Raw genomic sequence first — 11,819 nt, forward strand, 5'->3', positions numbered from 1 at the left:
TCCAGTCTCTTAAAATACTTTTACAATTCTGCCCTATTCTCAACGAAAGGTCAAGAATTATTTATGATGAGCCAATCTTTTTCATCAGCACATTTTCATTTACGCCATCTTTATAAAGATCTGAGATCAAAGCCACCTTTTTATAACCTTTTGACATATAAAGAGCCTTGGCTCTTGGGTTAAATCCACTGACACAAATAAAGAGATTTCTGACTCCCATTGCCCTTCCGATTGCTTCAAATGTATCCAGGAACTGATGTCCGATGCCCATTCCCCGATAATTCTTCTTCACGCCAAGAAGTGCCAGATAGGGCCACAGTCCAAACATTCCCTTCCATTCACAAATCATCAGACCTGCCGCCTCTCCGGAAGAGGTCTCTGCAATAAATACCGTTCCATCTCTCAGTCCTTCTGCCAGCGTATCTCTCAAAAGGCTCTCATCCGGGACATAATAATGATCCCAGAGCGCACTGTCACGCATCACATCCACATAATCTTCCAGTCTTTCCGGAACTCCTTTTTTGATCGTTACCTGCATTTTTTATCCCCCTTCTGTTGGCGCCCCCAGTGCCAGTTTCTCTTTTTTTATCATACCCTCAGTCGGGGCAGTCTGTCAATGGCAGCCTCTATTTCACAAACATCCGCACCAGTTTTTCTTTCCATCCGGTATAAGGCTGATAACGCATAGGCAGGTCCATCCATGTGTATTTTTTCACGATGCTTTTCTCATGGCTGAAGGTCTCAAAACTTTTCTTTCCATGATAAGAGCCCATTCCACTGTTTCCGACGCCGCCAAATCCCATTTGGGATGTAGCCAGATGAATAATGGTATCATTGATGCAGCCGCCTCCAAAGGAAGTATATTCCAGTACATTTTTCTCTGTTTCCCGATTTTCTGTAAAGAGATACAGTGCCAGCGGTTTCGGTCTGCGATTTACAAAAGCAATAGCTTCTTCCATGGATCCAACAGTCAGTACCGGCAGAAGAGGTCCAAAGATTTCTTCCTGCATGACTGCGTCATCCTCTGTCACCTGATCCATAACAGCAGGGGCAATCCGTAATGACGCCGTATCATTTTCTCCGCCCAGAATCAGTTTTTCTTCTTTCATAAGTCCCAATACCCGGTCAAAATGTTTCCGGTTGATCATCTTTCCATAGTCCGGATTCTTCAGAGGATCTTCCCCGTACATGGCACGGATTTCCGATTTCAGGAGCTTTAAGAACTCCTCCTTCACCGCTTCGTGCACCAGCACATAATCCGGTGCCACACAGGTCTGTCCGCAATTCAGATATTTTCCAAAAGCAAGCCTTTTCGCCGTCAGTTTCAGATTGGCGCTTTTATCAATGATACAGGGACTCTTTCCTCCCAGCTCCAGGGTAACAGGAGTCAAATTTGCAGCTGCTTTTTCCATGACCATCTTTCCCACCTGCACACCGCCAGTGAAGAAAATATAATCAAATTTCTGAGAAAGAAGGTTCTGGTTTTCCTCGCGACCACCTTCTATAACCGTTACATACTCCTCGGGAAATACGTCTGCAATCATCTTTTTCATCACCGCAGATGTTGCCGGTGAGTAAGCAGACGGCTTCAGTACACAGCAGTTTCCTGCTGCCAGCGCACCGATGAGAGGTTCCAGCGTAAGAAGCACCGGATAATTCCACGGTGACATGACGAGCACCACGCCATAAGGTTCCTGTACAGTAAAGCTCCTGGCATGAAACTGTGCCAGTGGGGTAGGAACCCGTTTCTCCCGGCTCCATTTCTGCACATGCTTTTTCGCAAAACGAAGTTCAGAGAGCGTCAGTCCCACCTCGCACATGTAGCTTTCGGCTCTGGATTTTCCCAGATCCTTTTTCAGTGCTGCATATAGCTCCTGCTCACAGTTTAAAATTCCCTGCTCAAGTTTTTTTAATGCCTCCATTCTCTGCCCGACCGCCAGAGTTCTGCCTTCTGCAAAATACATCCGCTGCTTTTTTACTATTTCTTCTATATAAATATTGTTCTTCTCCATTAATTTTACGTCTCCTGACCTTTTACCTTCTTATAAATATTTTCCAGTTCTTTCCGATTCATGAGCATGGGAACCGGATACAGCGGATTTCCTTCTTTATCTGCATGCTTTGCCATAACCGGGATATCCTGCTCCCGGATCTCCGTCAATGTCCGCGGAATCTCCATGGCATCATTCATTTCCTGTATCCAGTCGATAAACTGCCGGGAAGCTTCATGGTCGCTAAGATGCTTCTCTACTACTCCCGTTCTCCGGGCCAGACGGCCCAATCGTTTCTCACAGGTCGCCCCGTACATACGGAGCACAACCGGAAGAATCACTGCATTGGCCAGACCATGAGGTGTTCCATACTGACCTCCCAGAGAGTGGGCCACCGCATGGACATATCCCACATAGGACTTCGTAAATGCCACCCCTGCATAGTATGCTGCCTTCAGCATTCCTTTTCTTGCTTCCTTATCATGACCATTATCATAGGCACGTTTCAGATACTGATGCACCAGATAAACCGCTCTTTCTGCCATCTTCCGGGTCTCTCTTGTAGTCGAGCCGCCAATATAAGCTTCCACCGCATGGGTCAGCGCATCCATTCCGGTAGTGGCGGTAATGCTCTTTGGCAAGCCAACTGTTTCATGATAATCCAGTACCGCGTACCGTGGAATCAGGCTAAAATCATTGATGGGATATTTATAATGCTTTTCGCTGTCGGTAATGACCGCTGCCAGCGTAGTTTCACTTCCGGTCCCCGCTGTGGTGGGAATTGCAATGAGCAGAGGCAGTTTTTTATGTACTTTCAGAAGGCCTTTCATCTGCCGGATGCTCTGGCGCGGTTTTACAATTCTGGCTCCTGCAGCCTTGGCGCAATCCATAGAAGAACCGCCGCCAAATGCAATCAATGCCTGGGCCCCTTCCTTCAGATACAGGTCTTTTGCCTCTTCTACATTCCAGATCGTAGGATTTGCTACCGTCCGGTCATAGATACAGTATCCAATTCCTTCTTCTGCCAAGGTTTTCTCCAGAAAAGAAGTAAGTCCCAGCTTTCGGATACCTGCATCCGTCACAATCATCACTTTCTGAAGTTCATGCTTTCTCAATACCGCCGGAATCTCCGCATCAGAAGAAATAATTTCCGGATTCCGATAGGGTAAAAATGGCAACGCGGCACGAAATGCCAGCTGAAATGCACGACAGTATATTTTTCTCAATACGAACATATTATTTTGCTCCTCAAACTATTTTTTCTTTCTATACTGCCGCGAAAAACAAAAAAGGTCAAGCATTTTAAATGCCTGACCCTTCATTTTCTCTAATTTTCCACTCCTGCCTTCGCGCAAATGTCGTTAAGACAGCACTTTTCACAATGAGGTTTGGTTCTTGCCGTACAGACATCCCGTCCATGATTGACCAGACGGTGGCAGAAATCACTGCCCTCTTCCGGTGGGATCAGTTTCCATAATGCCATCTCCACTTTCTTCGGATCCTTAATGCCATCCACCAATCCCATGCGATTCACCAGCCGGATACAGTGGGTATCCGTAACTATGGCCGGCTTGTGAAAAACATCTCCCATAATGAGATTTGCACTCTTTCTTCCAACTCCAGGAAGTGCCAGCAGTTTGTTAAAATCATCCGGCACCTTGCCGCCATAGACTTCTTTCAGCATTTTCATGCAGGCACTGATATCCCTTGCCTTACTTTTTCCCAGCCCACAAGGACGGACGATCTCTTCAATTTCGTCCACCTCCGCTGCTGCCAATGCATCCACATCGGGAAATTTCTTATATAAATCTTCCACTACCACGTTCACTCTGGCGTCCGTACACTGGGCAGCCAGCCGGACGCTGACCAGCAGCTTCCAGGCATCGTCATAGTCCAGCGTGCAGTCCGCATCCGGGTATTCCTTTCGTAGGCGCTCAATAATTTCCAGCGCCAGTTCTTTTTTCTTCTGTTCGTCCATACTTTCTCCTGTTTAATCCGCATCTGCCATCCGGTATCCCACGCCTACTTCTGTAAAGATATACTGAGGCTGCGCCGGATTGGTTTCGATTTTCCGACGAATATTTGCCATATTCACCCGAAGAATCCGATTATCATTTTTCATATTCGGTCCCCAGATCTCTTTAATTATGAAATCATAGGTCAACACTTTTCCTGCATATTTCCCAAGAAGACTTACAATCCGGAATTCATTCTGGGTAAGCCCGGCATCCTGCTCACGGATATAAACCCGGTGTTTGTCATAATCTATCGTCAGATCTCCGGAACGAAAAATTCCAGTCTTCCCGCCATCCGGCATCAGGAAAGCCGCTCTCGCATGCCGGATAGCCATACGTACCCTGGCCAGCAGCTCCGATGTTCCAAAGGGCTTTGTGATGTAATCGTCTGCCCCTGCGTCTAAAGCCTCCACTTTATCCCGCTCATGACTTCTGGCAGAGACCACAAGAATCGGCATAGCAGACCATTCCCTGATCCCTTTCAGAATTTTCATGCCGTCCATATCTGGCAGACCCAGATCCAGAATCACCAGGTCCGGGCACTGAGACGTAGCCATACTGTAGGCCTCAGCCCCTGTTACTGCTGTAATCACATCGAAATTATTAGCTTCCAGAACTGTCCTCAGAAAATTCCGAATACTTTTATCATCTTCTACAATCAGGACACGATCTTTAATATCCATCCACTTCATCCTCCATTGGCAGCCAGAACATGACTCTGGCACCACCTTCTTTTCTGTTTTCCGCCTTCATTTCACCTTTATGGGCGCTCACTATACTTTTACATACGGAAAGTCCTATTCCCATATTCCGCTTGGAATCATATTCTTCTCCATCTGCAGAGGAAAGCTTTCCTTCAAACATGACCGGAAGCACACTTTCCTTAATGCCCTGTCCGTCGTCTTCCACAGATACGATCATTTTTCCCGGTTCATGAGTCACAATAATTTGAATCAGTGACACCGTTTTCCCGTGGAGCACGGAATTTTCCAGAAGATTCACCAACACCTGCTCAATCAGCACACCGTCCATAGAAACCAGCAGCATTTCCTCCGGCATCTTTACTTCCACTTTTTCATCCGGAAAACGCTTGCGGAATTTCATCACCGCACTGCTGATAACCTCCTCCGCTACTTCTTCTTCCGTGTTCAGCTTTGTATTTTCCCCACTCATCCGGGTAACAGACAGGAGGTTTTCCACAATCCGGATCAACCATTGAGCTTCTTCCCTGATATCATACAGGAGCTCCAGCTGTTTTTCTTCCGAAAGCGCTTTATGATTTTCAATAATCCCGGAAGCAGATCCCATAATAGAAGTGAGGGGTGTACGAATATCATGGGAAACCGCCCGCATGAGATTTGCCCGCATCTTCTCTTTTTCCACTTCCAACCGGATCTGTTCCTGCTGCTTGATCTGAGTGGTCAGGGCACTGACGCTCAAAGACACTGCCAGCATCGCCACAAAAGTCAGCGGATAACCGGTAATGGTGAAATTAAATTCAAAATAAGGATAGGTGAAAATATAATTCACCTCAATGACCGCTGCAATCGCTGCCACGATTCCGTAAATATATCCTTCCGTAAAACGGGAAATAAACAAAATTGCCAGTACAAACAACAGCGGCACATGACTGTCAGAATTGACAAATGAGTTAAGCAGCAGGGTAAATCCGGAGGCTGCCGCCAGAATTCCTGCCGTAATCGAAATGTTCTTCCACACAGCGTTCCATCGCTCCATTCCATTTTTCTTTCGTCCTGTTGTTATCATAGCCCAGCCCCCTGAAAGTGTCAATGAAGTTTCCTATACAAAAAAAGGACTTTGTTTCCAAAGTCCTTCTCCAGTGTCTAATTCCATATGGATGTTCCATATCTTGCTTTCCGGTAAATCTTCTGCACCAGAATCACCGGAAGACTGATCAGGATATACAAAGAAGGAATTCCTCCCAGTACCACCATAAATGCAACAAGAAGCATACTAAATAAATTTTGCATGATGCCATCCTCTTTTCTTTTTCATTTAATTTTGTCGGCATCATAACATAATCCTGCCGATGTATCTATGGCTTTTACCGGATCTTAACCTTCTGTTAACCGACTGCTCTTTTTCTTAACCTGTTATTAACACCTGTTTGTCGAGTTTTTGTAGAAATATTACAAATATTTTGCACAAAAACCCTATCATTTTTGCAAAAAATATAGTAAAATTATATATCATATAGAATTCTTCAGGAGGGAATGTTATGGCAAAAGAAATGATTGCAATGCTTCTGGCTGGAGGTCAGGGTTCCAGACTGTATGCGCTGACCCAGAAGCTTGCAAAACCAGCGGTTCCATTCGGTGGGAAATACCGTATCATAGATTTTCCGCTTTCTAACTGTATCAATTCCGGTATCGATACTGTTGGTATCCTTACCCAGTATCAGCCATTGGTACTAAATGAATACATCGGCAACGGACAGCCGTGGGATCTGGACAGACTTTACGGAGGCGTACATGTACTGCCGCCTTATCAGAAAGCATCCGGATCAGACTGGTACAAGGGCACAGCCAATGCTATTTACCAGAATATTTCATTTATTGAGTCTTATGATCCACAGTATGTGATCATTCTTTCCGGTGATCAGATCTGCAAGCAGGACTACAGTGATTTTCTCCGCTTCCATAAAGAAAAGGGCGCTGAGTTCAGTGTCGCTGTTATGGAAGTGCCATGGGAGGATGCTTCCCGTTTCGGTCTGATGGTTGCCGATGAGGATGACCGTATTCTGGAATTCCAGGAGAAACCGAAGAATCCGAAGTCCAATCTGGCTTCCATGGGTATCTACATTTTCAACTGGGATGTTCTTCGCAAATATCTGGAAGAAGACGAGCAGGATCCTAACTCTGAAAATGACTTTGGAAACAATATTATCCCGAATCTACTCAGAGATAACCGCAAGATGTACGCTTATCATTTCAGCGGCTACTGGAAAGACGTAGGAACCATTTCTTCCCTATGGGAAGCTAACATGGAAGTTCTGGATCCGGAACACAGCGGTATCAACCTTTTTGATGACAACTGGAAGATTTATAGCCGAAACAGTGGTATGACCGGTCACAAGATCAGCGCTACTGCCAATGTGCATGATTCCATGATCACCGACGGATGCCGTATCAAAGGTACAGTAAAACATTCTGTTCTGTTCTCCGGTGTAAAAGTAGCCGAAGGTGCTGTTGTGGAGGATGCCGTGATTATGGGCGGCACAACCATCGCAAGCGGTGCAGTCGTTCGTCATTGTATTGTGGCAGAAAATGTTACCATCGGTGAAAATGCCGTTGTCGGCGCTATGCCGGAAGGTGATGAAAAGGGAGTTGCCACCATCGGTTCCGGTGTAACCATCGGTGAAGGAGCCGTGATTGGACCGAAAGCTATGGTAAGCAAAAATGTAGAAGGTGGTGCAGAAGAATGGTAAATGCTAATTTAAATACTCTGGGAATTATCTTTCCAAACAGCTATGATACCTTTGTCCCGGATTTGGTAAATGTCCGCCTGATGGGCTCCATTCCTTTTGCCAGCAGATACCGTATGATCGATTTTATGCTGTCCAGTATGTCAAACTGTGGTATTGATACGGTAGCCGCTATCGTAAATAACAATTATCAGTCTGTTATCGATCATCTGGGATCTGGCCGTTCCTGGGATCTGGTTCGTAAAAACGGTGGACTGAAGATTTTCCCCCCTTATGCGGATAAATCTTCCAAACCATACCGCGGACGTGCAGGTGCACTCGCCAACATTCTGGGATTTTTAAACGACCAGAAGAAAAAATATGTAATTCTGGCAGACTGCCATATTGCAGCAAACTTTGATTTTAACAAACTGGTTAATTCCCATATCGAAAGCGGTGCTGACATTACCATGGTGTATCGCGAGCAGGAGATTCCGGAAGGATTCCGCAAAGTCCGCGATGATTCGAAGGGATATTACTACACCCTCGGATTGGATGACGACAAAGTCACCAAAATTTATATAAACTCCAAAGAGGAAGGAATCCAGAATTTCTCACTCAATATCATCGTGTTGGAAAGAGAACTTCTGATTGATCTGATTACCGAGGCATCTCTTCTGGGCAAAGAGTGGCTGGAGCGCGACGTGCTGATTCCGCAGCTGAACAAGCTGAATATCCGCGGGTATAAGTACGATGGTTATGTAGCATGCATTTCCAATATCAAAACTTATTTTGACGAGAATATGAAGCTTCTGGATGATTACAATCTGAATGCCCTCTTCTCCCCGTCTCCCATTTACACCAAGGTGCGTGATGATACACCGACCCGTTATGTAGAAGGAGCTACCGTACGCAATGTAATGGTTGCTGACGGCTGCCTTATCGAGGGCGAAGTAGAGAACAGTATTCTCTCCAGAGGCGTTAAAATTGCCAAAGGTGCTAAAGTAAAAAACTGTATTCTCATGCAGGATACCGTTGTGGAAGCAGGTGCTGATATCGAGTATCTGATTGCTGACAAAAATGTCATTGTGACAGCCGGAAAGGAAATGAAGGGTACAGATACCTATCCAGTATACATTGCCAAATTCCATATTGTCTGATATCACTTCCAGATACGGGAAGAGCCCGGATTCATGCGAATCCGGGCTCTTCCCTTTTTCTACTTTGTGTACAGATTGATTTTTATTTGATTGCTGCAACTTTGTCGAACTCATCCTGAATTTCCTTGGAAGGTTCCGGTGTCAGCAGGCTGACAATCACATTCACTGCCAGACCAACAGCAAATGCCGGAAGAAGCTCATAGATGCCAAGTACGCCGCCCATGGGACGAACCAGGAATTTCCAGATAAATACCATGGCGCCGCCACACACCATTCCACTTAAAGCTCCCTGCAACGTAGAACGCTTCCAGAACAATGCCAGCAATACCAACGGTCCGAAGGAAGCACCAAAGCCTGCCCATGCAAAGGATACAATCTGGAATACAGAACTATTGGAATCTCTTGCAATAAACATGGCAATGACTGCAATGATCAGTACGGTCACACGTGCTACCACCATTCCGGTCTTCTCGCTCATGTCTTTTACAAATACTTCCTTCAGGATATTCTGGGAAGCACTGGAGGATGCTGCCAGAAGCTGGGAATCTGCGGTGGACATGGTTGCCGCCAGAATACCTGCCAGAATCAGACCTGCCACAATGGCTGCCAGGAATCCATGTCTGGAAATCAGATCTGCCACTACCAGAATAATGGTCTCCGGATCATCCAGTACCGGAATCACACCTGCCTTTGACATGGCATTTCCTACGACACCAATAAATACAGCAATTACCATGGAAATGACAACCCAAATGGTTGCTACTTTTCTGGAAAGCTTCAGTTTCTTCGCATCCTCAATCGCCATAAAGCGAAGCAGTACATGGGGCATTCCGAAGTAACCAAGTCCCCATGCCAGCATGGAGAAAATCGTTAACAATCCATAAGGCGCTGCAGAATTGGTTGCCGGATCATAAATCTGGGTCAGGCTGAAGTAACCTGCCATGGATTTTGCATTTTCCATAACAGCATCGAAGCTTCCTACTTTGCCAATTCCGAATCCAAACACCACAACAATAGCTAAGGTCATTACGATACTCTGTACAAAGTCCGTGGTACTTGCTGCGAGGAATCCACCAAGGGTAGTATATGCCACAATGACAATCGCACTGATAATCATAGCCGGAAGGTAGCTGACACCAAACAGGTTGGAAAACAGTTTTCCACAGGCTGCAAATCCGGATGCAGTATACGGCACAAAGAAAATAATGATCAGTACAGCTGCAATAACGGAAAGAATTCTCTTTTCGTCACGATAACGGTTGGAAAAGAACAGGGGCAGTGTGGTAGAATTTCCACAAATATGGGTATAATGGCGAAGTCTCTGTGCCACTACCAGCCAGTTTACATAGGTTCCGATGGCTAGACCGATGGCTGTCCATGCCGCATCTGCTGTTCCGGTCAGATAAGCAACGCCCGGAAGTCCCATGAGGAGCCAACTGCTCATGTCAGATGCTTCTGCACTCATAGCCGTTACAAATGGACCTAATTTACGGCCTCCCAGATAGAAATCATCAGTGGTCCGGTTCTTTCCTGACAGGATCGCACCAATCCATATCATTGCTGCCAGATAGACCAGAATGGTCACCAGCATGAGGATCTGTACTGTATTCATTTTTCATTCTCCCTCTCGTTCTGGTTTTAGTCTGTGAAAAAACCTTTATTTTTCACACTTTCCATGCATTCTACCACAATCAGGAATGGGATACAATACAGAGTTTAGTATAGAATCTATTCTAGTATTTCGTCTATTTTAAGCTTTGAATCATCATGGGAAACTTGCGTTCCGCTTCTTCTGACAGGGAATATTCTCCTTTACGCAAACACCATTCATAGAGCAGCGCCCGCTCGCACATGGCATAATAGCGAACCATCTCGCTGACACTCATATCCTGTCTTAATTCTCTCCGTTCACGTCCTCTGGAAATAATTTTCCGAAGAAGTTTATAATAAGTTCTTCCATGATCCAGAAGCGGCCGGTCTCCGTGAGTCGTCAGCTGGGTAGAATACAACCTTGCAAGAAGCTCTATATTAATCGTTTCTTCAATCATAGTCAAAAGCTCCCGGTTCAGGTACAGCAGCACTTCATAACTATTCTCATTTTCTCCGATCCCGGGCTCCAACTCCTCATATTTTTCATCCATCATATAAGCCAGAGAACTAAGAAGGGCATCCTTCCCTTCAAAATAATGATAAAAGGATCCCTTTGATGTTCCGGATTCCTCAATAATTTCCTCGATGGTCGTATCCTCATACCCCTGCTCATAAAACAATTTCCAGGCCGCAGACACAATTTTACTCTTTGTTTTTTTCAGATTCTTCTTTGCCATCTTTTTCTACTCCCGCATTTTCTTCTGCAGTCAGTGTAACATAAAAATACGCGCAAAAAAAGAGAGAATACAGCTGCATTCTCTCCACCAGATCATGATGATCATTGACTTTCGCATAATCACACCGGGACCTGGGTCTCCACACCCAACTTGCTTTCAAAAATTCCTGCCCTTTTCAAAATGGAAGGAATTTTTTCTCCTCTCCCCGGTATTCTGACCCATTCCACTTGAAAAAACTTGTTAAAATGTGTGGAAACAGGAACTGGCACAGGGTTTAACGAACTATAGACCCACGCATTCCTGACATCGAAGCCACAGCTTAAATCTCTGCTTTACAGTCAGTCTCAGCAGACCTATAATTTTCTTTACTATATAGAATATCAAGGAATTATTTATGAAAACATCCACTTTATTAGAGCAGTTAAAAGCTGCCATTACCGCAGAAGAATATGAAAACCTGACAAATAACACCATTACTCATATCAGCCAGTACAACCGCCGCACCACGTTGGAAATCATAGGCCGAACCGATATCCTGGAAGGAGAAGTTCATTCCGATCAGGTCGCTGCACTTAAAAATACGCTGGAAGCCTATCTGGGAACCTATATGACCGATCACCCGGAAAGCTGGAAATGGATTATCCTTCCCTGCATCTATCTCTGCTTTGTCTGCCAGCTGCCGCTGCATCCCCAGGAAGCCGTGCATTATACGACAATACAAAAGGACAATACTACGCTATACTTCTGTCCTATGAGAGAAGACGGTGAAGGAAGTGTCTGCCATTTCTGCGTGTGCCGGAAAGCTCGTGAAACTTAGCGAAACTTAAATTATGCCCAATATGGAATATATTTTTTATATCTTGTTGCAGTATCCGGATCCATTACTTTAATATATCCTCCGT

General features: G+C 45.3%; 13 protein-coding genes. 3 read left to right on the forward strand and 10 right to left on the reverse strand.

Features of this window, described 5'->3' with window-relative positions:
• Positions 1-61 precede the first annotated feature (61 nt).
• The 7 genes from ACZMB2_RS04225 to ACZMB2_RS04255 form a co-directional block, all read right to left on the reverse strand.
• Positions 62-538 carry a GNAT family N-acetyltransferase gene (locus tag ACZMB2_RS04225; protein ID WP_118771561.1) on the reverse strand — a complete coding sequence of 159 codons (477 nt, stop codon included), beginning with the start codon at positions 536-538 and terminating at the stop codon, positions 62-64.
• 88 nt (positions 539-626) lie between these two features.
• Entirely contained in the window at positions 627-2,012 is a 1,386-nt protein-coding gene (locus ACZMB2_RS04230) for an aldehyde dehydrogenase (RefSeq protein WP_487595663.1), read from the reverse strand.
• A 5-nt stretch (positions 2,013-2,017) separates the two neighbouring features.
• On the reverse strand, positions 2,018-3,226 hold the full coding sequence (locus ACZMB2_RS04235; RefSeq protein ID WP_487595664.1) for an iron-containing alcohol dehydrogenase: 1,209 nt from the start codon (positions 3,224-3,226) through the stop codon (positions 2,018-2,020).
• Positions 3,227-3,318: 92 nt separating this feature from the next.
• Positions 3,319-3,969: an endonuclease III domain-containing protein gene (locus ACZMB2_RS04240; protein ID WP_487595665.1), complete on the reverse strand. Its 651-nt coding sequence runs from the start codon at positions 3,967-3,969 to the stop codon at positions 3,319-3,321.
• Between the two features lie 12 nt (positions 3,970-3,981).
• On the reverse strand, positions 3,982-4,689 hold the full coding sequence (locus tag ACZMB2_RS04245) for a response regulator (protein ID WP_487595666.1): 708 nt from the start codon (positions 4,687-4,689) through the stop codon (positions 3,982-3,984).
• Positions 4,679-5,773 carry a sensor histidine kinase gene (locus ACZMB2_RS04250; RefSeq protein WP_487595667.1) on the reverse strand — a complete coding sequence of 365 codons (1,095 nt, stop codon included), beginning with the start codon at positions 5,771-5,773 and terminating at the stop codon, positions 4,679-4,681. The genes ACZMB2_RS04245 and ACZMB2_RS04250 overlap by 11 nt, the downstream gene beginning before the upstream one ends.
• A gap of 77 nt (positions 5,774-5,850) precedes the next feature.
• Entirely contained in the window at positions 5,851-5,997 is a 147-nt protein-coding gene (locus tag ACZMB2_RS04255; protein WP_487595668.1) for a hypothetical protein, read from the reverse strand.
• A gap of 248 nt (positions 5,998-6,245) precedes the next feature.
• On the opposite strand from ACZMB2_RS04255, the gene ACZMB2_RS04260 reads away from it, so the two are divergent.
• Both ACZMB2_RS04260 and glgD read left to right on the forward strand, forming a co-directional pair.
• Entirely contained in the window at positions 6,246-7,454 is a 1,209-nt protein-coding gene (locus ACZMB2_RS04260) for a glucose-1-phosphate adenylyltransferase (RefSeq protein WP_487595669.1), read from the forward strand.
• Entirely contained in the window at positions 7,448-8,590 is a 1,143-nt protein-coding gene (gene glgD, locus ACZMB2_RS04265) for a glucose-1-phosphate adenylyltransferase subunit GlgD (protein WP_487595670.1), read from the forward strand. The genes ACZMB2_RS04260 and glgD overlap by 7 nt, the downstream gene beginning before the upstream one ends.
• A gap of 82 nt (positions 8,591-8,672) precedes the next feature.
• Here the strand turns inward: glgD and ACZMB2_RS04270 are convergent, their stop codons facing one another.
• From ACZMB2_RS04270 to ACZMB2_RS04280, 3 genes are all read right to left on the reverse strand, one after another.
• A complete protein-coding gene (locus ACZMB2_RS04270; RefSeq protein WP_487595671.1) occupies positions 8,673-10,202 on the reverse strand; it encodes a sodium/proline symporter in 1,530 nt (509 codons plus the stop codon).
• Positions 10,203-10,335: 133 nt separating this feature from the next.
• Positions 10,336-10,917, reverse strand: coding sequence for a TetR/AcrR family transcriptional regulator (locus tag ACZMB2_RS04275; protein WP_487595672.1), 582 nt, complete (start codon positions 10,915-10,917; stop codon positions 10,336-10,338).
• Entirely contained in the window at positions 10,883-11,077 is a 195-nt protein-coding gene (locus ACZMB2_RS04280; protein WP_487595673.1) for a hypothetical protein, read from the reverse strand. Before ACZMB2_RS04280 ends, ACZMB2_RS04275 begins: the two co-directional genes overlap by 35 nt.
• Before the next feature lie 234 nt (positions 11,078-11,311).
• Between ACZMB2_RS04280 and ACZMB2_RS04285 the strand changes: the two genes are divergently transcribed.
• Positions 11,312-11,734: a DUF2115 family protein gene (locus ACZMB2_RS04285; protein ID WP_487595674.1), complete on the forward strand. Its 423-nt coding sequence runs from the start codon at positions 11,312-11,314 to the stop codon at positions 11,732-11,734.
• The last annotated feature ends 85 nt before the right edge of the window (positions 11,735-11,819 follow it).

Source organism: Hominiventricola sp., from assembly GCF_057604405.1.